Origin of the sequence: Nonomuraea sp. NPDC049714 (assembly GCF_044465295.1) — a bacterium.
Lineage (GTDB): Bacteria > Actinomycetota > Actinomycetes > Streptosporangiales > Streptosporangiaceae > Nonomuraea.
Map to the genome: position 1 here is coordinate 32,984 of NZ_JBITLM010000018.1, position 21,802 is coordinate 54,785.

Sequence of the window (21,802 nt, forward strand, 5' to 3'; positions counted from 1 at the left end):
GCTGTCAGGGGTTAGGGCCGTCGCTCCTGAGCGGCGGCGATGGTCTTGCCGGGAACGATCGGGCAGGGTACGAGCAGGCTTCCGGGCGACCGGTCGGGGTCGTCGAGCATGTCGATGACCCGGTCCACGGCGATGCGGCCGATGGCGATGCGCGGGATCTCCAGTGAGTCCCACCAGCCGGTGGCTTCGAGCACGGCGACGGAGATGTCCTCGGGCACCCGCACGCCGCGCGCGGTCAGCCCGCCCAGCAGGTGTTCGGCCATCCGGACGCTCTCGGCGACCACGGCCGTCTCGCCACCCCGGACGATCTCGTCGATCCAGTCGTCGGTCAGGCCGCTCTCGCCGCGGAAGCCGGGCGACCTGTCGATCAGGCCGAGCCGCCGCACCGCCTCGCGGTAGCCGTCGCGCCGATCAGCGTACGGCTCCAGCTCCATCGGCTCGCGCAGGTAGGCGAAGCGGCGGTGACCATGCCCGGCCAGCTTGTCCACGATGCCGATGGCCGCGCCGCGGTAGTCGGGGATCACGCAGGGGATCTCCGCGCCCGGCACCTCCCGGCGGCCGATGTGGACGAACGGGTAGCCATCGGCCCACAGCCTGGCCAGTTCCGCCCGGTCGGTGGCGACGCCGAGGAGCACGCTGCCGTCGGCCAGGTTGAGCCGGTTGGTGCCGTCCCGGTAGACCCTGCGCCGCCCGTCACCCGCCCCGGTCGAGGTGAACAGCACCAGGTCGAACCCCGTCTCCTCGGCCCGCTCCTCGATGCCGAGCAGGAACTCGAAGTAGAAGTCGTCGCGGGCGTGCGGGAAGACCGCCTCGAAGGTGTGCACGCCGATCAGCTGGTTGCGCTTGTTGCGCAGATTGCGCGCGGAGGCGTTGGGCACGTACCCGAGCTCCTTGATCGCCGCCAGCACCCGCTGGCGGGTCTCCTCGGGGATGCGCGCGGCGTCCACGTCCCCGCTGATCACGCGGGACACGGCCGACTGGGACACCCCGGCCAGCCTGGCCACATCGGACTGGCGCGGGGCCTGCCCCCGGCGCTTGGGCGTCATGGCCCTTCCTCCTTCCCGGCGTCGACGGCCCGCAAGGCCGGCGCGGCCGGCGCTGGGGGCCCGGCCGGTGCGGCCGCGTGGGTGGTGGTGGACGCGAGCTCGTCGGCCCGGCCCTTCTGGTGCAGCCAGCAGTGCGCCCAGTGCCCGCCGCCCAGGTCGGTGCGCGGTGGCGGGCTCTGCTCGCACTCGGGCATCGCGAACGGGCAGCGCGGGTGGAATCGGCACCCGGCGGGCGGGTCCACCAGGCTCGGCGGCTCGCCCAGCTCGTCCGCGCCGGCGAACAGCGCGGCCCGTTCGTCCTCGCCGCGGCCGGGGTCGGGCGAGGACTCGATGAGCAGTTTGGTGTACGGGTGGCGGGGCCGGGCGATCACCTCTTCCTTCGGCCCGCCCTCGATCATGCGCCCGGCGTACATGACGACGATCTCGTCGGAGAGGTAGCGGGCGCTGGCGATGTCGTGCGTGATGTAGAGCAGCGCCAGCCCGTCCTCGTCGCGCAGGCGGGCGAGCAGGTTGAGCATGTCGAGCCGGATCGACACGTCCAGCATCGAGATGGGCTCGTCGCCGAGCAGCACCTTCGGCCGGACGGCGAGGGCTCGGGCGATGACGACCCGCTGACGCTGGCCGCCGGACAGCTCGTGGGGGAACTTGTCGACGAAGTCGGCGGCCGGAGTGAGACTGACGCGTTCGAGCAGCTCCAGGACCTGCCGGTCCAGCTCCCGCCGGTCGCGCGGATCGTGGTGCAGGCGCAGGGCGCGTTCGAGGTTGTAGCGGACGCGGTGCAGCGGGTTGAGCGACCCGAACGGGTCCTGGAAGATCAGCTGCACGTCGCCGTGGTAGTCGCGGCGGCCGGCGCCGCTCCGCCCGTGCAGCAGCACCTCGCCGCTGGTCGGCGGGTAGAAGCGGGCGAGCACGCGGGCCAGCGTGGTCTTGCCGCTGCCGCTCTCCCCCACCAGTGCCACGATCCGGCCGGGCAGCAGTGCCAGCGTGGCGTCCTCCACGGCCCGCACCACGCCGCCTCCGCCCACGGGGAAGTGCTTGACAACGTCACGCGCCTCGAGCACGGGCTCCCTCATCCTCGATCATCTCCAGCAGGGTAGAGCAGGCAGGCGACCTCGTGCCCGCCGACCGGAAGCAGCTCGGGCGTGGTCCGCCGGCAGCCGTCGATCCTCTCCGGGCAGCGCGGGTGGAACGCGCACCCGGGCGGTGGCCGGCGCAGGTCGGGCGGGCTGCCGGGGATGCCGGTCAGTGGCCGCAGCGGCGCGTGCAGCGGCGGGAACGAGTCGCGCAGGCCTCTGGTGTACGGATGCTTCGGGTCGGTGTAGAGCGCCTGGGCGGTGCCGATCTCCACGATGCGACCCGCGTACATGATGGCGATCCTGTCGGCCACCTCCAGCAGCAGCGACAGGTCGTGGGTGACGAACACCACGGCGAACCCCAGCTCCGCGCGCAGGCGCAGCACCTGGGCGAGGATCTGCCGCTGCATCACCACGTCCACGGCGGTGGTCGGCTCGTCCATGACCACCAGGTCGGGCCGGCAGGCCAGGGCGAGCGCGATGGCCGCCCGCTGCCGCATGCCGCCGGACAGCTGGTGGGGGTAGCCGCGCGCCCGGTCGGCCGAGATGCCGACCATGGCGAGCAGCTCGGCGGCTCGCCGCCAGGCCTCCTTCTTGCTCATCCGCCGGTCGTGGGCGCGCAACGTGTCGGCGAACTGGGCGCCGAGCCGCATCACCGGGTTCAGGGCGTCCATGGCGCTCTGCAGGACGACGGACACGCTCGTCCAGCGCAGCGCCCGCAGCCGCCTGGCGTCCAGCGTCACGAGGTCGACGGGCGAGCCGCCGTCGCGGCCGTAGTAGAGGATGCGTCCCGCGGTGGTCACGGCGGGCGGGCGCTGGAGCCGGGTCAGGGCGGTGATCAGGGTGGACTTGCCCGATCCCGACTCTCCCGCCACGCCGAGGATCTCGCCGCGGCGCAGCGTGAACGACACGTCCACGCAGGCCCGCACCTGTCCGCCGTACTCGACGCTGAGCCCGTCCACCCGCAGCACGGCGCCGTCCGCGACCCCGTCGTCGGCCGCCGGCGCCTGTTCCTGTGTCTGGGACGTCATGCTGCCTCGCTCCTCGCCGTCCGTACCCGCCGCGTTCCGGTGACCCGAAGCTTGGGGTTGGCCACCTCGTCCACGCCGAAATTGACCAGCGCGGCAGCCGTGCCGATGAGCGCGATGCACAGTCCCGGCGGCACGAACCACCACCACAGCCCGCGCAGCACCGCGCTCTGCTGCTGCGCCGACTGGATCATCGTGCCCCAGCTGATCGACGCGGAGTCGGAGATGCCGAGGAAGGCCAGCCCCGCCTCGGCCAGCACCGCACCGATCAGCGCGTGCAGGAACATCGAGGCGATCAGCCCGGTCAGGTGCGGCAGCACCTCGAAGAAGATCAGCCGGCGGTTGCTCTCGCCGAGCAGCCGCATGGCGCGCACGAAGTCGCGGCCCGCCACGCTCATCGCCTGGGCTCGCAGGGTACGGGCGCCGCCCGCCCAGCCGAACAGCCCGATGATCAGCGCGATGGTCCACAGACCCGTGCCCTGCAGATAGCCGGCCACGACGAAGATGAGCGGCAGCACCGGCATGACCAGGAAGAGGTTCGTCAGGAAGTTCAGGCCGCCGTCCACGCCGCCGCCGAAGTAGCCTGCGGTCACGCCGACCAGCACCGCCAGCACCGTGCCGATCGCGGCGGCCAGGAACCCGACGAACATCGAGCCGCTCGCCCCCGCGATCACCTGGGCCAGCACGTCCTGGCCGAACTGGGTGGTGCCGAGCAGGTGCGCGCCCGACGGCGGCTGGGCGATGGCCTGGATGTCGTTGGCCCGGGGGTCGAGGCCCAGCACGGCCTCACTGAACCAGCCACCGAAGATCGCGACCAGCGCGAAGAAACCGGTGATCGCCAGACCTACGCGTACCTTCATGCGCGCTCCCTGATGCGCGGGTCGAGCAGCGCGTACACCGAGTCCGCCGCCAGGTTGGCCAGCAGCACGGTGAGCGTGAGGAGGAAGAAGACGCCCTGCATCACCGGATAGTCGCGCTGTTGGAGCGAGACGTACAGCAGGTAGCCGATGCCGGGATAGCTGAAGACGATCTCGGTCAGCAGTGCGCCGCCGACGACCCCGCCGAGCGCGAGGGCGAAGCCGGTGAAGTTCGGCAGCATGGCGTTGCGGGCCGCGTAACGGAGCATGACCCTTCGGGGTGACAGGCCCTTGGCCAGGGCGAGCAGCACGTAGTCCTCGCGGACCGTGGTGACGGTCATGTTGCGCATGCCGAGCAGCCAGCCGCCGAACGCCGAGAACACGATCGTGGCGGCGGGCAGCGCGCCGTAGTGCAGGACGCTCAGCACGAACGGCGCGTTGAGCCCGACCGGCAGATCCGGGTCGTAGCCGCCGGACAGCGGGAACCACCCGAGCACGAAGCCGAACGCCCACAGCCCCAGCAGCGCCACCCAGAAGTACGGCACCGACGACACGAACATGGTCAGCGGGCTGACGATCGAGTCGAACCGGCCGCCGGCCCGCCACCCGGCGATCACCCCGAGCCCGGTGCCGATCAGGAAGGCCAGCACGGTGGTGCTGCCGACCAGCAGCAGCGTCCACGGCAGCCCCTGCCAGACCAGGTCGCTGACCGGGGTCGGGAAGTTCCTGATGGACACGCCCAGGTCGAGCCGGGTGAGCTGGGCCAGATACTCCAGGTACTGGGCGCCGAGGTTGGCGCTCGGGTCGCCGAACAGGCGCTGGATGGACTCCAGTGTGCGCGGCGGCAGCGACTGGCCGCTGACCCGCTCCAGCTCCTCGATGATGGCCAGCGACGGGTCACCCGGCATGAGACGCGGGATGAGGAAGTTCAGGGTGATCGCCGACCACACGGCGGCGGCGTAGAAGGCGAGCCGCTTGGCCAGGAAGCGTCCGCCGGTCATGGGGCCGCACGCTTGAGGCTCATCAGCGTCATCGTGCAGTCCGGGCCCAGGCCGGGGAACGGTACGTGGGCGAACTTCTCCGGCGTGGGCCAGCCGGTCCAGCGCTTGGCGTTGACCGCCACGAACCAGTACGAGTTGTAGATCGGGCTGAAAGGCACCTGGTCCACCACGATCGACTGCATCTCCTGGGCGTACTGCCTGAGCCGCCCGGCGTCGGCGGTGGCCAGCATCTTGGCGAGCACGGCGTCGGTCCTCGCGTCGCGCCAGCGGCCCGGGTTGGTGGCGGCCTTCTTGCCGATGGGCTTGGCGGCGCGGCCGGCCAGCATGCTGTAGACGCCGCTCACCCCGGCGCCGCCGGTGGCGACGATCGTCAGGTCGAACTCGCCGAGCTGCTGGCTCTCGTACAGGCTCGCGCCGGGGGCTCCGGCGGGCTTGACCCGCAGGCCGAGCGCCGACTCCCAGCTGTTGGCCATGATGTCGGCGTAGGCGGCCCAGCCGAAGTCCTGGTTGAAGGAGATGGTGGGTGCGTACGACTTGCCGTCCTTGACCAGCTTGCCGCCGGCGACCGTCCAGCCGCCGGCGGCCAGCTCGCGCTTGGCGCCCTCGGCGTCCACCTGCTGCACCTTGCCCCGGTACTCCGGCTTGAGCCAGTCCTTGTAGACCAGGTCGACCAGGCCGGTGGGGCCCGCCTCGGTGCCGGGGCGGTTGAGCGTGGTGACGATGTCGCCGCGCGGGATCGTCATCGCCAGCGCGCGGCGTACGTGCACGTCGTCGAAGGGTGGCTGGGCGGCGTTGTAGAGCATCGAGTACGCGCCGCCGGTGGCGTACATCTGGTAGATGTGGGCCTGCGGGTCCTTGGCGACGTACTCCTCCTGGGCGCCCGGCCACGACTGGATCGCCCAGTCGACCTCGCCGCGCAGCAGCTGGGCCTTCACCGCGTCCTGGTTGGTCGGGATGATCTTCAGGTACTTCATCGGGAAGGTGCCGCCCCAGTAGTCGTCGCGGGCGCGCAGTGTGATCTGCTGGGCCGCGAACGACTCCAGCACGAACGGTCCGGTGCCCACCGGCTCCGGGTTCGTCCAGGTGTTGAGGTCCTGCTTCGCCCAGATCTTCTTCGGCACCATCGGCAGCGACGACGAGGCGAACTGGTTGATCTCGCTGAACCCGGGGCTGTCGAACGTGACCGCGACCGTGGACTCGTCCACCTTCTCCACGGCCGTGTACGTGGTGCCGCCCAGGTTGAAGTCGGGCTTGTCCAGGGGCAGGTTCAGGGAGAACACGACGTCGTCGGCCGTCAGCGGCGCGCCGTCGGAGAACGTCACGCCCCGGCGCACCTTGATCGTGAGCCGGGTGCCCTTCTCGTCGAACTCCAGGCTCTCGGCCAGCCACGGCTTGATCGTGCCGCCGTCGCTGTAGTCGACGCGGGCCAGCGGCTCGTAGATCATCTCGGCGTTCGGGGTCTTCTGCGTCGCGGGGCCGACGACGTTGTAGTTGCGGATGTACGTCGTGCCGCCGTCGGTCTTGCCGAAGACGATCGTGTCCGCGCGGGCGCCGCCGTCCGGCCGGCTCTGGCCGCCCGCGGAGCACGCGGTGGCGAGCACCAACACGAGGGCGATCAGGAGTCCTCTTCCAGGCATATATGTCTCCAGGGGGTGCGCATACGTATGAGCACCCCAGCCAGATGAGGGAAGGGCTGGTGCTTCTACGTATGAACAGGGACGCTAGGGACGTTACGGCCAGACGTCAAGAGCATGACCGGAACTTTTCGCACCCCCTTGACGGGCCGATGTTCTGTGCCTAGCGTCCCGGATCAACCTATTCAGCAGATGTGCTCATACGTATGAGCAGCGGGAGGCCTTGTGCACCGGATCGACCTGCTCCTGAACAAGCTCACCCTGGAACGCAAGGTCCGCCTGCTGACCGGCGCGGACGAGTGGAGCACCCACCCCGATCCCGACATCGGGCTGCGGGCCATGGTGCTGTCCGACGGCCCGTCCGGAATACGGGGCGTGACCTGGGACGAGCGCGACCCGGCGGTGAACCTGCCGTCGGCCACCGCGCTTGCCGCCACCTGGGACGTCTCGACCGCCCACGCGTACGGGGCGGTGCTGGCGGCCGAGGCGCGGCGCAAGGGCGCGCACGTGGTGCTCGGGCCGACGATCAACCTGCACCGCAGCCCGCTCGGCGGACGGCACTTCGAGGCGTTCTCCGAGGATCCGCTGCTGACGGCGGATCTGGCGGCGGCGTACGTGCGCGGCGTCCAGAGCGGGGGCGTCGCGGCGACCCCGAAGCACTACGTGGGCAACGACTTCGAGACCGAGCGCTTCACGGCGAACGTCTCGGTGAGCGAGCGGGCGTTGCGCGAGCTGTACCTGGCCGCTTTCGAGAAGGCGGTGGTGGAGGCGCGGGCCTGGGCGGTGATGTCGGCGTACAACGCGGTCAACGGCGCCACCATGACAGAGAACCCGCTGCTGGCCGAGCCGTTGTGCGGCGAATGGGGGTTCGACGGGGTGGTGGTGTCCGACTGGTGGGCCGCGCGGACGACCGCGCCCGCCGCCCTGGCCCGTCAGGACCTCGTCATGCCCGGACCGGACGGACCCTGGGGGGAGGCGCTGGTCACGGCGGTGCGCGACGGGCGGGTGCCGGAGTCGGCGGTGGACGAGAAAGTGCTGCGCCTCTTGCGCCTGGCCGCCCGCGTGGGCGCCCTCGACGGCTTCACCCCCGCCCCGGACACGGCCTCCCCTGGTGACACCGCCACGTCGGCTTCGGAGGCCTCCCCCAGTGACACCGCCACGTCGGCGGGCTCGGCGGCGGGCTCGGCCGAGGATGGCGCCGTGCTGGCGCGGCGGGTGGCCGCTGACGGGATGGTGCTGGTGCGAAATGACGGCGAGTTGCCCTGGGCCGCGCCCGGCCCCCGGTCGGTCGCGGTGATCGGGCACAACGCCCTCCAGTTCCGCACCCAGGGCGGCGGCAGCGCCACCGTCACCCCGCCGTACGTCGTCTCCCCGCTGGACGGGTTGCGCGCCGCACTACCTGACGCCGAGATCACCTGGACGCTCGGCGCGGTCACGCAGGCGGGCATCGCGGCCCTGCCGATAGCCCTGCTGACCGACCCCGTCTCCGGTGAGCCTGGGGTACGTGCCCGCTTCCTCGCCGCCGACGGCCGCGAACTGCTGAGCGAGAACCGCCGCTCGGCCGACCTCGCCAGGCTCGGCGGCTCCCGCCCGGCGGGCACCGCCTCGGTGGAGGTCAGCACCCGCTACCGGGTACGGGAGCCAGGCATCGTACGGCTCGGCGTCGCCGGGGCCGGGCGTGCCACGCTGACCGTGGACGGGGTTCGGGTGCTGGAGCGGGAACTGGTGCACGAGGGCGAGGACTTCGGCGGCGGCCTGGTCTCACCACCGCACGCCTCGGTCCCGGTCGAGCCGGCCGGTGAGGAGGTCGTACTGGTGGCCAGGCTGGACGACGTACCGCAGCGCAACGGCCTGACCCTCACCCTGGGCGAGGATCTCTCCCCAGGCACACAGGCCACCGACGCGAAGCAGGCCAACTCGACGGACGGCGACCCGGCGGAGGCGATCGAGGCGGCCGTGGTGGCGGCGCGGCGGGCTGAGGTGGCCGTGATCGTGGTCGGCACGAGCCCGGAGATCGAGCGCGAGGCGGCCGACCGCGCCACCCTGGCGCTTCCGGGGGCGCAGGACGCGCTGGTGCGGACGGTGGCCGCGGTCAACCCGCGCACGGTCGTCGTGGTGAACGCCGGCGCGCCCGTGCTCATGCCGTGGCGGGACGAGGTGGCCGCCGTGCTGCTGGGCTGGTTCGGCGGGCAGGAGTTCGGCACCGCTCTGGCCGACGTGCTCCTCGGCGCCGTCGAGCCGGGCGGCCGGCTGCCCACCACCTGGCCTGCCAAGGAAGCCGACGTGCCGGTGCTGGCCACCGCACCGGTGGACGGCGTGGTGGCCTACGACGAGGACATCCACATCGGCTACCGCGCGTGGCTGCGCGCCGGGACCCAGCCCGCCTACCCGTTCGGGCACGGGCTCGGCTACACGAGCTGGGAGCTGACCGGCCTGGCCGCCACCCCGGACGAGGTGAGCGTGACCGTGCGCAACACCGGCGACCGGGCGGGCAAGCAGGTGGTGCAGGTGTACCTGTCCCGCGAGTCGAGCACGGTGGACCGACCCGAGCGCTGGCTGGCCGGATACGCGGTGGTACGCGCCGACGCGGGGCGAGCCGAGCGGGTCACGGTACGCCTCACACGCCGATCGTTCCAGCACTGGGACCAGGGCTGGCGGACCGAGCCGGGCGACTTCACCGTCCACGCCGGCACCAGCGTCGCCGACCTGACACTCACCGCCCGGATCAGCGTGCCCTAGGCCGGAAGAGCCCTCGGACCGGTCGGCGCCGACGGCCAAGGCGGGCCGGACGGGTGCGGCGGATCCGGGCCGACCGGCATCCGCCGCCCCATCACACGGGACGTCCACGCCGCTCAGCCCGCCGTGCGGCGCCCCGAACAGCCTGTACGTAGGCCCGCCCGGCGGATGACGATCACCGCACCTGCGCCACAGGCCGCAGCGCGTGCTCGCCAGGACGGAATCCCAGCAGGCGTACCGGCCACCGGCGTTCTCGGCGCTGACCGCCTGGGTGAAGGAGCGGGCGAAGGCCCTGCCGGCGGAGTAGGCGACTCCCGATAGGCGAGGAGCCCCGCCATCTCAAGGAGACAAGCGGGAGACCGCAGTGGTCTTACGGCCTTTTTACGTTCTAGGTGTCTATAGTGCTAGGACCCTAGATAAATGGAGTGCCCGTGATCGAGTTCCACCTGGACGGCCGGTCCGGTGTCTCGCCGTACCTGCAGCTGGTCCAGCAGGTGCGGCAGGCGTTGCGGCTGGGTCTGCTGCGTGAGGGCGATCAGCTTCCGACGGTCAAGGACGTGGTGGCGCGGCTGGCGATCAACCCCAACACGGTGCTCAAGGCGTATCGGGAGCTTGAGCACGAAGGGCTGGCGGCCGCCCGGCCGGGGATCGGCACGTTCGTGACGAAGACGCTGACCGACGCCTCCCTGGCCGCGCACGGCCCGCTCCGGCGGGACCTGCAGCGCTGGCTGGCCAAGGCCCGCCGGGCCGGACTCGACGAGGAGAGCATCGAGGCCCTGTTCATGACCACCTTTCGGACCGCCGCGCAGGAGGACATAGCGTGACCACCGTCATACAGGCCCAGGGACTGAGCAGAAGGTACGGCAGGCGATGGGCGCTGACAGACTGCACCATCGACATCCCGGCCGGGCGTGTCGCCGGGTTGGTCGGCCCCAACGGGGCCGGGAAGACCACCCTGCTGAAACTCGCCGGCGGCCAGCTGCAGCCGACGTCGGGCAGCATCACCGTGCTCGGCGGCCATCCGGCGGGCGGCCCCGAACAGCTGTCCAAGGTCGGCTTCGTCGCCCAGGACACCCCCACCTACCCCGGGCTGAGCATCGCCGACCATCTGCGATTAGGCGCCCGGCTCAACCCCCGGTGGGACGACGCGCTGGCCCGCGAGCGCCTCGACCGGCTCGATCTCGATCTCGGCCGCCGGGCGGGAAAGCTGTCAGGCGGGCAGCGCGCCCAGCTGGCCCTCGCCCTGGGCCTGGCCAAGCGGCCGGAACTGCTGATCCTGGACGAGCCGGTCGCCTCGCTCGACCCGCTGGCGCGCCGCGAGTTCCTCCAGAACCTGATGAGGCCGTCGCCGAGCACGAGCTCAGCGTTCTGCTCTCCTCCCATCTGGTCTCCGACCTGGAACGCACGTGTGACTACCTGATCGTGCTCGTCGACTCGCGCGTCCGCGTCGCCGGCGAGGTCGACGAGCTCCTCGCCACCCATCACCGGCTCACCGGCGCTCGCCGTGCCCCCGACAGGCTCCCCGCCGACCAGCATGTCGTCTCCGCCCGCCACACCGACCGGCAGAGCACCATCGTCGTCCGCACCGAAGCCCCGATCCACGACCCGGCCTGGACGGTCAGCCGGCTCAGCCTGGAAGACCTCGTCCTGGCCTACATGGAGAAACCCGCCCCCGACCGGCGACCGGTCCTGGAGGTGCGGTGATGGTCTGGCTGACCTGGCGCCAGTTCCGCGCCGCCGCCGGCATGACAGCCGCCGCGCTCCTCGTGGTCGCCGCCGTCCTGGCCCTGACCGGCCCGGGCCTGGCCGCCGACTACGCCGCCGGGATCGCCGGCTGCGCCCCGAGTGACGGCTGCGCGCGCTTCTTCGACCGGTTCTTCGACGAGTTCCAGACCCCCTTCCTGGCCGTCACCGTCGTCGTGCTGGTCCTGCCCGGCCTCGTCGGCCTCTTCTGGGGGGCGCCGCTGATCGCCCGTGAGCTGGAGGGCGGCACCCACCTGCTGGTGTGGAACCAGAGCATCACCCGCACCCGATGGCTGGCCGTCAAACTCGCGTTCACCGGCCTGGCCGCGATGGCCGCCGCCGGGCTGTGCGGCCTCGCGGTGACCTGGTGGGCCACCCCTCTGGACCAGGCCGCCGCTCCCGGCTTCACCCTGATGGATCCCCTGGTCTTCGCCGCACGCGGCATCGTCCCCATGGCGTACGCGGCCTTCGCCCTGGTCCTCGGCGTGACCGTGGGGATGCTCGTCCGGCGCACCCTGCCCGCCATGGCCGTCACCCTGGCCGCCTTCACCGTCCTTCAGATCGCCATGCCGCTGCTCGTCCGGCCCCATCTGCTCCCGCCGGTGACCGGGACCTTCGAGCTCAGCCCGGAGAACATGGACTCCTTCGGCATGCCGCGCGACGGCGGACCTCCGCAAGTGCTTGTCGACCAGGCGATCCCCGGTCACACGGGCGCGTGGGTGCTGTCCAGCCGGCTCGTCGATCCGTCGGGCAGCCCGGTCGGCGGCGACGCCGAAGGCGCCACCGTCCAGGTGTCCACGACATCGGGCCCCTGCGCGGCATCGGCGATGCGGGAGCAGGAGCGGAGCGGCCCGGACGGGTGTGTCGCCGAGGTCAACCGGCTGGGCTACCGGCAGGAGGCGACCTACCAGCCCTTCGACCGTTTCTGGCCCTTCCAGTGGATGGAGACCGGGATCTACGCCCTGCTCACGCTCGGCCTCACCTGGTTCTGCTTCTGGTGGATCCGAAGGCGCCTGTCATGACGGTCAGGGCCGTCGCGGCCGGGCTCGTCCTCCTCCTGGCGGTCGCCTGCACGGGCCAGACGCCGCCGCGCAGCCGGCCCGGCAACGCGGCCTCCGGTGGGCCGCCCGTCTGCGCGCAGCCCCAGGGCGACCCGCCGCCCGAGACGCCCACCACGATCGACGTCATCGAGCAGGCCTACCTCTGCATCCTCGCCAACTACTACAGCGGCGCCACCCTCGATGCCCGCTCGCTGCTGAGCGCGGGATTCGTCGCCTTCACGCAGGAGCTCAACCGCGAGGGGCTCGATCCGGCCGAGGCCACCATGCCGGCGTTGACCGGTGACCGGAAAGCCGACTGGGGCGCCTTCGAAGCGGCCTACCGGAAGATCACGGCTGGGCTGCCGGCGGACGCCGACCTCCGCCAGAAGCTGGCCGCCGTCACCCTGCGGGCCATCGTGGCCGCCCTGGACGACAACCACGCCCGCTGGACACAGGGCGTGCGACCGCCGCCCGGCCGCTACGACGACGACCAGTACGGCCTGGGGTTCAAGGCCAACCTCGGCGCCCAGGTGACCGTGAACCCCGGGGCCGCCCTGCCCCCGCTGTTCGTCACCACCGTCCTGGGCGGACCGGCCGAAAGCGCCGGGCTGCGTCCTGGCGACATCATCGAGTCCGTCAACGGGTCGGCGCCGTTCATCGGCACGACCGTCACGCCGGCCGCCGTCGCCGCGCTCTACCCGCGCTATCCCGAGGCCGGTCCGGTCCGGCTCCGCCTGCTGCGGCAGGACACCGGCCGCCGCCGGACCGTGACGCTGAAGCCCGGCCTGTACCAGCCCGATCCGGCCGCCCTCCAGGTGGTGACGTCCAAGCCGCTGCGGGACGACATCGCCTATGTACGGCTCAGCGGCTTCGCCCCCGACGCCGCGGACCGGGTCTTCAAGGCGGTCTCCCGGATGGGCGCCGGCCGCACGCTCACCGGGGTCGTGCTGGACCTGCGCGGCAACGGCGGTGGCAGTCCCGACGAGGCGAACCGGCTGCTGAGCGGGTTCGCGCACGGCAAGGTCACCGCGTACCAGTGCGCCGGGGACGGCACGTGCGAGACCATGCGGACCGACGACAGCGTCCCACTGCTCGGCCTGCCCTTGGTGGTGCTGACCGACCGGGGCTGCGCCTCGGCCTGTGAGCACTTCGGCGCCGCCGTCAAGGATCTCGGTCTCGGCCGGCTGGTCGGGACGCGGACCGCGGGCGCCGTCTCGGGCCCGGCGCGACCGTACCTCCTCAGCGACAACACCATCCTGGGGTTCCCGTCGAAGCACCACCTCGGCCCCGGCCGCGAGGTGATCGACCGGGTCGGCGTGGCCCCCGACCACCATGTGCCCCTGACCCCCGGGGACGCCGCCGCCGGGCGTGACCCCGCGCTGGCCAAGGCCCTGACCTTGCTGGCCGGGTGACGCGGAACCGGCCCGGCCGAGTCGTCCCCCGAGAGAACGGACTCCTTCATGAGCCATGCCATCGGACCCCTGCGGGTCGGCCCGGCGGTCACCGCCGGACTGGCCGTCCTCGTCGTGACCGCCTGCTCCGCGCCCGCCCCGCCCAGGTCCGTCGCCGTGACCTCCCCCTCCCCTGCGGCGTCCACCGGTGCCCCGGCCCTGCCCGCGCCCACCGGCGCCCTTCCGGTCGGCACCACCGCCCTGTACCTGAAGGACGCCTCCCGCCCCGACCCGTGGGTGCCCGAGGCGAAGGCCAGGGAGCTCATGGTCACCCTCTGGTACCCGGCACGGACCGGTGCGGGCCGGCGGGCCCCGTACATGACGGCAAAGGAGTCCGAGCTCACCCTGCGGGGCAAGAGGGTGACCGGCGCGCCGTACGACATGCTGAGCAGAACCCGCACGAACGCCTCCAGCGACGTGGAACCGGCAGGGCGCAAGGGCGGCCTGCCCCTCGTGGTGCTCTCGCCCGGGTTCACCATGCCCGTGAGCACGCTCACCTCCCTGGCCGAGGACCTGGCCAGCCATGGGTACGTGGTGGCCGGGATCGACCATGCGCACGAGAGTTACGCCACGACCTTCCCCGATGGGCGGATCGCCACCTGTGTCGCGTGCGACAGCGACACGGATCCGGGCTTCGGCACGAGGGTGGTCCAGGGCCGCGCCGCCGACGTGTCCTTCGCCCTCGACCGGCTGACCGGGTCGCGCCCGGCGTGGGACGGCTCTGGCCTGATCGACCGGTCCCGGATCGCGATGGCGGGCCAGTCGATCGGCGGGGCCGGTTCCGTGGCGGCCATGCTGAGGGACACGCGGGTACGCGCCGGGATCGACCTGGACGGCACCACGTACGCCCGGATCCCGAAGAGCGGGTTGTCGCGGCCGTTCCTGTTCGTGGGCTCGCCGGAGCACGTTCCCGGCGGCCGGGACAATTCGTGGGATCGTGACTGGAAACTGCTGACCGGATGGAAGCGGTGGCTCACGGTGGAAGGCGCGAACCACCAGTCCTTCACCGACGTTCCGGTGCTGGCGGGCTCACTCGGTGTCCCCGCCCCCGGCGGCCTGTCCGCGGCCCGCTCCGCCGAGATCACCCGCGCGTACGTCCGGGCCTTCCTGGATCTGCACCTGCGCGACGGATCCCGGCGGCCGTGGCCACGCCACCCGGAGGTCAAGGTGTGCACCCCGGGCAGCGGGACCTGCGCCTAGCGCATCGTCGACCTGGTCAGCGTGGCCGCCTGCCGCGCGTGTCGCGCTCGCGGCGGACGGTCGGCCGCCTGCCCTTGATCGTGGCTCGCCGGAGGGCGTCGATCACCTCGTCGGCCGCCTCCTGCGGCACCTCCACCAGCGAGAACCGGTCGGCGATCTCGATCGCGCCGATGTCGCGCCCGCTCAGGCTCGACTCGCCGGCGATCGCGCCGACCAGGTCCTGCGGCCGGATTCCGGCGCTGCGCCCCACGCTGAAGAACAGGCGCGCCATGCCGCTCGCCGGGCCGCGGCCGTACCGCTCGCGGTCCGGGCTGCCCTCCCGCTGCCCGCGCCGCTGGTCCACGGAGCGCGGCGCCACCTCGGGGATCTCCTGCTCGTCGAGCGCGGCCCCGCTGGCCTCGTGCGCCAGCTTGACCGCGGCGAGCGCCACCTCCATGAGGTCGAACTCGTCGGCGAGCGACTCCACCACGACGTGGAAGGGCTCCAGGTCGTCCTGGAGGAGGCATTCCTCCAGCGCGGCCCTGGTCAGCTCCATCCGGCGCGCGTGCAGGTCGGCGACGCTCGGCAGCCTCTCCACCTGGATCCGCTGCTTGGTCACCCGCTCGATCGCCTTGAGCATGCGGTGCTCGCGCGGCTCCACCAGGGTCAGGGCGACCCCTTCGCGGCCGGCGCGGCCCACCCTGCCGATGCGGTGCACGTACGCCTCGGGCGCGGACGGGACGTTGTAGTTGACGACGTGGGTGAGCTGCTCGATGTCCAGGCCGCGCGCCGCCACGTCGGTCGCGATGAGCAGGTCGGCGGTGCCGCCGCGCAGCCGCGACATCACCCGGTCGCGCTGCTCCTGCTCCATCCCGCCGTGCAGCGCCTCGGCACGGTAGCCGCGCCCGTTCATCGCCTCGGTGAGCTGGTCGACCTCGTCTCGGGTGCGGCAGAAGATGATCGCCGCCGTCGGCGCCTCGATGTCGAGGAGGCGGCCGAGCGCCGCGGGCTTGTGCGCCCTGGCGACCAGGTACGCGCTCTGCTCCACCAGCGGCGTCGACTCGCGCTCCGCCGCCGTGCGCCCCATCTCGATCCGTACCGGATCGCGCAGGTGACGGCGGGCGATCCCGTCGATGCGGGGCGGCAGCGTCGCGGAGAACAGCACGGTCTGCCGCTCCTCGGGGGTCGCCGCGAGGATGGCCTCGATGTCGTCGGCGAAGCCCATGTCGAGCATCTCGTCCGCCTCGTCCAGCACGACGGTGCGCAGGCCCTCCAGGTCCAGCGTCCCCCGGCCGATGTGATCGAGGGCCCGGCCCGGTGTCGCCACCACGACGTCCACCCCGCGCTTGAGCGCCTGCAGCTGCCGGCCGATGGGGGCTCCGCCGTAGATCGGCAGGACGCGGGCGCCCATGATGCGGCCGTACCGGTGGAACGCCTCCGACACCTGGATGGCCAGCTCGCGCGTGGGCACGAGCACCAGCGTCGTGGGCCCGCCGTCGCCGCCGGCGTGGAGCATGCGCTGCAGCACGGGCAGCGCGAACGCCGCCGTCTTGCCGGTGCCCGTCGCCGCCTGCCCGAGCAGGTCGTGCCCCTCGATCAGCGGGGGGATCGTCTCTCTCTGGATCGGGGTGGGCTCTTCGTACCCCAGCCCGGACAGCACGTCCAGGATCTCGGCACGGAGCCCCAGATCGGCGAAGCTGAGCTCACCGCCGGTCGCGTTCATCGCCATCGCCGACTCATCAGGAACTCCCATACCTACGTCCATACTCCCTGCTACCGGTCTACTTCTGGGAAGGACTCCCCGTACGGCCCGGTGCGGGGAGCGTCAACGTGCGAACTCACCCGGCACGGCGGTCGTCGCCGTCCCACCGTGCGCACCGCAGCTCTACCCTTGCACAGAGCCGGGGAACGTCTCGCCCCAGCCCGCGACGGTGGCGTCGCCCTGCGCTGGGTGCGAGCCCGAATCGCCGGACCCATTCCGGCGAACTACAACGATCTCACGAACGGACGACCCGCCGCGACGCGAGCGCTCAGCCCACCACGACGCCGCCGCTCGGCAGACCCGCGCGGTCAGGCACCACCTTGGGCAGGCCGCGCAGCCACACCTCCAGGTCGGCGGGCCACCAGCGGCCCGCCGCCAGCCGTCCCAGCACCTCCGTGACGGCGGCCGCGGAGGCGTGCACCGGCACGACCCGGACGGGCGCGGCCCCCGCCAGCACGCCGAGCCACCAGTGCCGCCAGGTCTCCGTCATGCCGTCGGGATCGAGCACCAGGTAGTAGTCGGGCAGCACCAGCCGGTCGGCGCGCAGCTCGCCCAGCGCGGCCTCGATGGCCACCTCCAGGCCGCCGACGACGCCGGTGCCGTCGAAGAAGCGCGTCCACGCCGTGGCCACGCCGGCCAGCGGGTCGGCGTCGTGCACCGTGTACGTCGCCGCCGACCGGCCCACGGCCGCCATCACCTCGGCCGGGTCGCGCTCGCCGCGCGGGATCGCCCGTACGTTGTGCAGCCCGTCCAGGCCCGCGACCACGTCTCCGGCGTCATCCCCCGCCACCACGACCACCGTACTGGTCAATCGCCGCATACCGGACAGTCTAGAACGCGAGCGGCCCACAGGACGCCCGCGCTCGCCCCGGGGGCGACCTCACCCGGCGGGGCGGCGCCGGAGGACGCGGACCTGGCCGGGGGCCAAGGTCGTGTGCTGGGCCAGGGAAGGGCCGGGGAGGGGGTCGCCGGCGACGGCGGCGAGGTCGGCGTCGTGGTCGCCGCGGTTGGTCAGGAACCAGTAGTCGTCCGTCCCGTCGGTGCGGACGGCCAGGTCGACCAGGCCACGGACCTCGGCCGGCAGCTCCGAGACGACCCCGCTGACGTTCAGGAGATCAGGGAGGACGGCGGCCAGGCCGTCCGGGCCGAGCCGGGTGGAGACGTACGACGCCGAGCCCGCGGGGGTGCGGCGCAGGGTGATGGCGGGGCGGCCCGCGTGGTCCCCCGTCTTGTAGACGGCCAGGGCCTCGGTCGCCGGGTCGGTGAGGTCGATCCGGTCGGTCCAGAGGGTGCCGGTGACGCCGATGTCCAGGTCGACGGTGTCGCCGTCCAGAAGGGGCCCGAACTCCTCGATGCGGATGCCGAGCAGGTCGCGCAGGGCTCCGGGGTAGCCGCCGAGCCACACGTGGTCGTTCTCGTCGACGATTCCGGAGAAGTAGGTGGTGACGAGATGTCCGCCGGAGGCCACGTACTCCTCCAGCCGTCGTGCCAGCTCGCCGGGCACGACGTGCAGGATCGGCGCCACCAGCAGGTCGTAGCCGGTGAGATCGTCGGCCACGCCGATCACGTCGGCGCGGACGCCGGCGGCCAGGAAGGCGGAGTACCAGTCGAGGGCCTCCTGCCGGTAGCGCAGCCGGGAGGAGGGGTGGGAGTCGAGCTCGCCGGCCCACCACGACTCCCAGTCGAACACGATCGCGGCGGCGGCACGCCGCCGGACCGTGCCGGCGATCGGCGCGAGGGCCGCCAGGGTCGCGCCCAGCTCGGTGACCGATCGGAACACGTCGCTGTCCTCGCCCGCGTGCGGGACCATCGCCGAGTGGTACTTCTCGGCGCCGCCCGCCGACTGCCGCCACTGGAAGAAACAGACCGCGTCCGCGCCGTACGCGACGTGCGTGAGGGAGTCCCGGGCCAGGCCGCCGGGCTTCTTGGCCAGGTTGATCGGCTGCCAGTTGACAGCGCTGGTCGAGTGCTCCATCAGGTACCACGGCCGGCCACCGGCGAGCGAGCCGGTGAGGTTGGCCGAGAACGACAGCTCGTCCTGGGCCTGGGGGCCGGTCAGCAGGTAGTGGTCGTTGGAGACGAAGTCGACCTCGCCGGCCCAGTCGGCGTAGTTCATGCCCTTGGTCTCGCCCATGACCATGAAGTTGGTGGTGATGGGGATGCCGGGGGTGAGCTCGCGCAGAATGTCGCTTTCGGCGCGCAGATGGTCCTTGAGCGTGTCGGAGGAGAACCGTTTGAAGTCCAGTTGCTGGGTCGGGTTGGGGTAGGACGCCGCCAGGCGCGGCGGCAGGATCTGCGCCCAGTCGCCGTACCGCTGGGACCAGAACGTCGTCGCCCAGGCGCGGTTCAGCTCCGCCACGGTGCCGTAGCGCGAGCGCAGCCACTCCCGGAAGGCGGCGGCCGCGTCGTCGGAGTAGTCGTAGACGTTGTGACAGCCGAGCTCGTTGGAGACGTGCCAGGCGGCGAGGGCCGGGTGGCTGCCATAGCGCTCCGCCAGCGCCCGGGTCAGGCGCAGCGCGTGCGCGCGGAAGACCGGCGAGGTGGGCCGCCAGTGCTGCCGCGCGCCGGGCCACACCGTGTGGCCGTCCGCGTCGACGGGCAGGATCTCCGGGTGCTTCGTCGTCAGCCAGGGCGGTGGCGAGGCCGTCGCGGTGGCCAGGTTGACCGCGACGCCGTGGGCGTGCAGGAGGTCCATCGCCTCGTCGAGCCAGTCGAAGTCCCAGACGTCCTCGCGCGGCTGGATCCGCGCCCAGGAGAAGATCGCCAGCGCGACGATGTTGACCCCGGCCGCCCGCATCGCGCGCACGTCGTCGTCCCACACCTCGCGGGGCCACTGCTCGGGGTTGTAGTCGGCGCCGAACGCCAGCCGCGCCCGCTCCGGCTCGGACGGCCAGCGCAGCCACCGGCGACCGTTCTCAGCTTCCGCCATGATTCCTGCTCTCAGAAGTCGCCCCCGCCCTCCCCGAGGGCGGGGGCGTCCGGACCGCTACTTGATGGTGAAGCCCTGCTCCTGGCCGTACTTGACGGAGACGTCCTGCCAGGCCTTCAGTCCGTCCTGCAGCGGGGTGGAGGTGGAGGTGTAGGCCTTGCCGACGGTGTCGTTGAAGACGCTGTTGGCGTACACCTGGAAGGGCAGGTACGACCAGCCGCCGACGACCTGGGTGGCGGACTCGGCGAGCACCTGGTTGGCCTTCTGGCCGTCGAAGTAGGGAAACTCCTTGTCCAGGAACGCGGAGTCCTGGAGCTGTGCGGTCGTGGCGGGGAAGGCTCCGGCGTCGATCCGGGTCCGCACCCCTTCGTCGACGTTGGCGTACTTGAGGAAGGCGTAGGCGAGGTTCTTGTTCTGGGCGGCCTCGGGGATCGCCAGGGAGCTGCCGCCGTTCTCGGCGGTCGCCTTGCCGCCGGCCTCCCACTGCGGCATGGGGGCGACCCGCCACTTGCCGGCGCCCGCCTTGACGCCGGATTCGAGGTTGGCGGGCATCCAGGCGCCGATGACCAGGGTCGCGATGGTGCCGTCGCCGAGGCCCTTGTACCAGGCGTCGCTCCAGCTCCCGACGGGCGCCAGCAGCTTGCCGTCGATGAGCTTCTGCCAGGTGGCGGCGAACTTCTGGGTGCCCGGGTCGGTGAAGTTCACGCTGACGGTGGTGCCGTCGACCGTGTAGGGCTTGCCGCCCGCCTGCCAGATCATGCTGGTGGCGAAGCCGGCGTCGCCGATGTCGTTGGTGATGTACGCCTTCGGGTTCGCCTCGTGCAGCTTCTCGGCGGCGGCGATGTACTCGTCCCAGGTGGCCGGGACCTTGAGGTCGTACTCGTCGAAGACCTCCTTGTTGTAGAACAGCGCCATCGGCCCGGAGTCCATGGGCAGCCCGTAGATGGCCTGGCCGGCGTGGACGGAGTTCCACGGGCCTGGGGTGAAGGTGCCCTCCAGCTTCCCGGCGCCGAAGGCGGTCAGGTCGGTGACGGACTTGGCCAGGGCGAACTGCGGCAGGGCGTAGTACTCCACCTGGGCGACGTCCGGGACGCCGGAGCCCGCCTTGATCGCGTTCTGCAGGGCGGTGTACTGGTCGTTGCCGGTGCCGGCGTTGACCAGGTTCACCTTCACCTTGGGGTACTTCGCCTGGAAGTCGGCGGCCACCTGCTTGAGGGTCGGCTCCCAGGCCCAGACGGTGATGCTGCCGCCGGCGTCCAGGGCCTTCTGCAGGTCGGCGTCGGAGACGGCCGCCGACGTGGGCGCGGCCGATTCGCCGGCGGGCTCGGGGCCGGCGGGTGAGCCGCACCCGGCGGCCACGAGCGATACGGACAGGGCGGCGGCGCCCAGCAGGAGGGCGCGACGACGGGTTATCGCCATGGGGACACGGCCTTTCTGATCTTCACGGTGGGTTATTCCTTGACGCTTCCGGCGGCCAGGCCCGACTGCCAGTACCGCTGGAGCAGCAGGAACGCCGCGATCAGCGGGATGATCGTGAGCAGTGATCCGGTGATCACGAGGTTGAAGACGGCGTCGCCGCCCGCGCTGGCCGCCTGCTCGTTCCAGCTGTAGAGGCCGAGGGTGAGCGGATACCAGTCGGGGTCCTTCAGCATGATCAGCGGCAGGAAGAAGTTGTTCCAGGTGGCGACCACGTTGAACAGCAGGACCGTGACGAAGCCGGGCGCCAGCAGCGGCAGGCTGATCCGGAAGAAGGTGCGGAACTCGCCGGCCCCGTCCACCCGCGCCGACTCCAGGATCTCCCTCGGGACGGCGTCGGCGGAGTAGGTCCACATCAGGTAGAGGCCGAACGGGGAGACCAGCGAGGGGATGATGATCGCCCACGGGGTGTTGGTCAGGCCCATGCCGGCGAACATCAGGAAGGTGGGGACGGCCAGCGCGGTGCCGGGCACCGCCACGGCGCCGATCACGGTGGCGAACACCGCCTTCTTGCCGGGGAAGTCGAACTTCGCCAGCCCGTAACCGCCGAGCGTGGCCAGCAGGGTCGCGCCGCCCGCGCCCACGACCACGTACAGCAGCGTGTTCAGCAGCCAGCGGGTGAAGGCGCCGTCGGCGTAGGCGAAGGTCTGGGCGATGTTGTCGAACAGGGCGAAGTCGCCGGCGAACCACAGGCCGAAGGAGCCCAGCAGCCCTTCCTGCGTCTTGGTGGCGTTGATCACCAGCCAGGCCAGGGGCAGCAGGGTGTAGACCAGCATGAGCGTGGTCAGGAGGGTCAGCAGCGAGCTGCGCCGGCGGCGCTTGATCACCAGAGGGCGGGCGGCCATCG

The 21,802-nt window shown here is 71.9% G+C and carries 17 protein-coding genes and 1 pseudogene; 7 read left to right on the top strand and 11 right to left on the bottom strand.

Annotation, left to right across the window (positions count from 1 at the left end):
* Window positions 1–11 precede the first annotated feature (11 nt).
* From ACIBQX_RS45340 to ACIBQX_RS45365, 6 genes are read right to left on the bottom strand one after another with little or no spacing between them, the layout of a single operon-like run.
* A complete protein-coding gene (locus ACIBQX_RS45340; protein ID WP_397016031.1) occupies window positions 12–1,046 on the bottom strand; it encodes a LacI family DNA-binding transcriptional regulator in 1,035 nt (344 codons plus the stop codon).
* Complete coding sequence (locus ACIBQX_RS45345; protein ID WP_397016033.1) at window positions 1,043–2,119, bottom strand: ABC transporter ATP-binding protein; 1,077 nt, start codon at window positions 2,117–2,119, stop codon at window positions 1,043–1,045. Before ACIBQX_RS45345 ends, ACIBQX_RS45340 begins: the two co-directional genes overlap by 4 nt.
* Window positions 2,116–3,150, bottom strand: coding sequence for an ABC transporter ATP-binding protein (locus ACIBQX_RS45350; RefSeq protein ID WP_397016035.1), 1,035 nt, complete (start codon window positions 3,148–3,150; stop codon window positions 2,116–2,118). The genes ACIBQX_RS45345 and ACIBQX_RS45350 overlap by 4 nt, the downstream gene beginning before the upstream one ends.
* Window positions 3,147–4,007 (bottom strand): ABC transporter permease, encoded by an 861-nt coding sequence (locus ACIBQX_RS45355; protein ID WP_397016037.1) that lies wholly within the window; start codon window positions 4,005–4,007, stop codon window positions 3,147–3,149. Before ACIBQX_RS45355 ends, ACIBQX_RS45350 begins: the two co-directional genes overlap by 4 nt.
* Entirely contained in the window at window positions 4,004–5,005 is a 1,002-nt protein-coding gene (locus ACIBQX_RS45360) for an ABC transporter permease (RefSeq protein WP_397016039.1), read from the bottom strand. The genes ACIBQX_RS45355 and ACIBQX_RS45360 overlap by 4 nt, the downstream gene beginning before the upstream one ends.
* Window positions 5,002–6,642, bottom strand: coding sequence for an ABC transporter substrate-binding protein (locus ACIBQX_RS45365; protein WP_397016041.1), 1,641 nt, complete (start codon window positions 6,640–6,642; stop codon window positions 5,002–5,004). Before ACIBQX_RS45365 ends, ACIBQX_RS45360 begins: the two co-directional genes overlap by 4 nt.
* 222 nt (window positions 6,643–6,864) lie before the next feature.
* On the opposite strand from ACIBQX_RS45365, the gene ACIBQX_RS45370 reads away from it, so the two are divergent.
* The 7 genes and pseudogenes from ACIBQX_RS45370 to ACIBQX_RS45400 all read left to right on the top strand — a co-directional run bounded on the left by ACIBQX_RS45370 (window position 6,865) and on the right by ACIBQX_RS45400 (window position 14,809).
* Window positions 6,865–9,378, top strand: a complete 2,514-nt coding sequence (locus ACIBQX_RS45370) for a beta-glucosidase (protein WP_397016043.1) — start codon at window positions 6,865–6,867, stop codon at window positions 9,376–9,378.
* Window positions 9,379–9,806: 428 nt separating this feature from the next.
* Window positions 9,807–10,199: a GntR family transcriptional regulator gene (locus tag ACIBQX_RS45375; protein ID WP_397016045.1), complete on the top strand. Its 393-nt coding sequence runs from the start codon at window positions 9,807–9,809 to the stop codon at window positions 10,197–10,199.
* Window positions 10,196–10,687: pseudogene (locus ACIBQX_RS45380) on the top strand (ATP-binding cassette domain-containing protein); the annotation flags it as partial. The gene ACIBQX_RS45375 and the pseudogene ACIBQX_RS45380, both read left to right, overlap by 4 nt.
* A 110-nt stretch (window positions 10,688–10,797) precedes the next feature.
* Window positions 10,798–11,079 carry a hypothetical protein gene (locus ACIBQX_RS45385; RefSeq protein WP_397016047.1) on the top strand — a complete coding sequence of 94 codons (282 nt, stop codon included), beginning with the start codon at window positions 10,798–10,800 and terminating at the stop codon, window positions 11,077–11,079.
* The gene (locus tag ACIBQX_RS45390) at window positions 11,079–12,140 is read left to right on the top strand and encodes an ABC transporter permease (RefSeq protein ID WP_397016049.1); all 1,062 of its coding nucleotides are present in this window, start codon (window positions 11,079–11,081) and stop codon (window positions 12,138–12,140) included. The genes ACIBQX_RS45385 and ACIBQX_RS45390 overlap by 1 nt, the downstream gene beginning before the upstream one ends.
* Window positions 12,137–13,570 (top strand): S41 family peptidase, encoded by a 1,434-nt coding sequence (locus tag ACIBQX_RS45395; RefSeq protein ID WP_397016051.1) that lies wholly within the window; start codon window positions 12,137–12,139, stop codon window positions 13,568–13,570. The genes ACIBQX_RS45390 and ACIBQX_RS45395 overlap by 4 nt, the downstream gene beginning before the upstream one ends.
* A 48-nt stretch (window positions 13,571–13,618) precedes the next feature.
* The gene (locus tag ACIBQX_RS45400; protein ID WP_397016053.1) at window positions 13,619–14,809 is read left to right on the top strand and encodes an alpha/beta hydrolase; all 1,191 of its coding nucleotides are present in this window, start codon (window positions 13,619–13,621) and stop codon (window positions 14,807–14,809) included.
* 16 nt (window positions 14,810–14,825) lie between these two features.
* Here ACIBQX_RS45400 and ACIBQX_RS45405 read toward each other — a convergent pair whose 3' ends face one another.
* The 5 genes from ACIBQX_RS45405 to ACIBQX_RS45425 all read right to left on the bottom strand — a co-directional run bounded on the left by ACIBQX_RS45405 (window position 14,826) and on the right by ACIBQX_RS45425 (window position 21,800).
* A complete protein-coding gene (locus ACIBQX_RS45405; protein ID WP_397016055.1) occupies window positions 14,826–16,541 on the bottom strand; it encodes a DEAD/DEAH box helicase in 1,716 nt (571 codons plus the stop codon).
* A 277-nt stretch (window positions 16,542–16,818) separates the two neighbouring features.
* On the bottom strand, window positions 16,819–17,370 hold the full coding sequence (locus ACIBQX_RS45410; protein WP_397016057.1) for a hypothetical protein: 552 nt from the start codon (window positions 17,368–17,370) through the stop codon (window positions 16,819–16,821).
* Between the two features lie 60 nt (window positions 17,371–17,430).
* Complete coding sequence (locus ACIBQX_RS45415; protein ID WP_397016059.1) at window positions 17,431–19,479, bottom strand: beta-galactosidase; 2,049 nt, start codon at window positions 19,477–19,479, stop codon at window positions 17,431–17,433.
* A 57-nt stretch (window positions 19,480–19,536) separates the two neighbouring features.
* Complete coding sequence (locus tag ACIBQX_RS45420) at window positions 19,537–20,898, bottom strand: ABC transporter substrate-binding protein (RefSeq protein WP_397016061.1); 1,362 nt, start codon at window positions 20,896–20,898, stop codon at window positions 19,537–19,539.
* Between the two features lie 32 nt (window positions 20,899–20,930).
* The gene (locus ACIBQX_RS45425) at window positions 20,931–21,800 is read right to left on the bottom strand and encodes a carbohydrate ABC transporter permease (RefSeq protein ID WP_397016063.1); all 870 of its coding nucleotides are present in this window, start codon (window positions 21,798–21,800) and stop codon (window positions 20,931–20,933) included.
* Window positions 21,801–21,802: the final 2 nt, after the last annotated feature.

Bases quoted from the DNA above. Each gene is read 5' to 3' on its own strand.
- ACIBQX_RS45405 (WP_397016055.1), bottom strand. From the start codon at position 16,541: ATGGGAGTTCCTGATGAGTCGGCGATGGCGATGAACGCGACCGGCGGT.
- ACIBQX_RS45360 (WP_397016039.1), bottom strand. From the start codon at position 5,005: ATGACCGGCGGACGCTTCCTGGCCAAGCGGCTCGCCTTCTACGCCGCC.
- ACIBQX_RS45400 (WP_397016053.1), top strand. From the start codon at position 13,619: ATGAGCCATGCCATCGGACCCCTGCGGGTCGGCCCGGCGGTCACCGCC.
- ACIBQX_RS45350 (WP_397016035.1), bottom strand. From the start codon at position 3,150: ATGACGTCCCAGACACAGGAACAGGCGCCGGCGGCCGACGACGGGGTC.
- ACIBQX_RS45410 (WP_397016057.1), bottom strand. From the start codon at position 17,370: ATGCGGCGATTGACCAGTACGGTGGTCGTGGTGGCGGGGGATGACGCC.
- ACIBQX_RS45415 (WP_397016059.1), bottom strand. From the start codon at position 19,479: ATGGCGGAAGCTGAGAACGGTCGCCGGTGGCTGCGCTGGCCGTCCGAG.
- ACIBQX_RS45420 (WP_397016061.1), bottom strand. From the start codon at position 20,898: ATGGCGATAACCCGTCGTCGCGCCCTCCTGCTGGGCGCCGCCGCCCTG.
- ACIBQX_RS45365 (WP_397016041.1), bottom strand. From the start codon at position 6,642: ATGCCTGGAAGAGGACTCCTGATCGCCCTCGTGTTGGTGCTCGCCACC.
- ACIBQX_RS45395 (WP_397016051.1), top strand. From the start codon at position 12,137: ATGACGGTCAGGGCCGTCGCGGCCGGGCTCGTCCTCCTCCTGGCGGTC.
- ACIBQX_RS45355 (WP_397016037.1), bottom strand. From the start codon at position 4,007: ATGAAGGTACGCGTAGGTCTGGCGATCACCGGTTTCTTCGCGCTGGTC.
- ACIBQX_RS45425 (WP_397016063.1), bottom strand. From the start codon at position 21,800: ATGGCCGCCCGCCCTCTGGTGATCAAGCGCCGCCGGCGCAGCTCGCTG.
- ACIBQX_RS45345 (WP_397016033.1), bottom strand. From the start codon at position 2,119: ATGAGGGAGCCCGTGCTCGAGGCGCGTGACGTTGTCAAGCACTTCCCC.
- ACIBQX_RS45390 (WP_397016049.1), top strand. From the start codon at position 11,079: ATGGTCTGGCTGACCTGGCGCCAGTTCCGCGCCGCCGCCGGCATGACA.
- ACIBQX_RS45340 (WP_397016031.1), bottom strand. From the start codon at position 1,046: ATGACGCCCAAGCGCCGGGGGCAGGCCCCGCGCCAGTCCGATGTGGCC.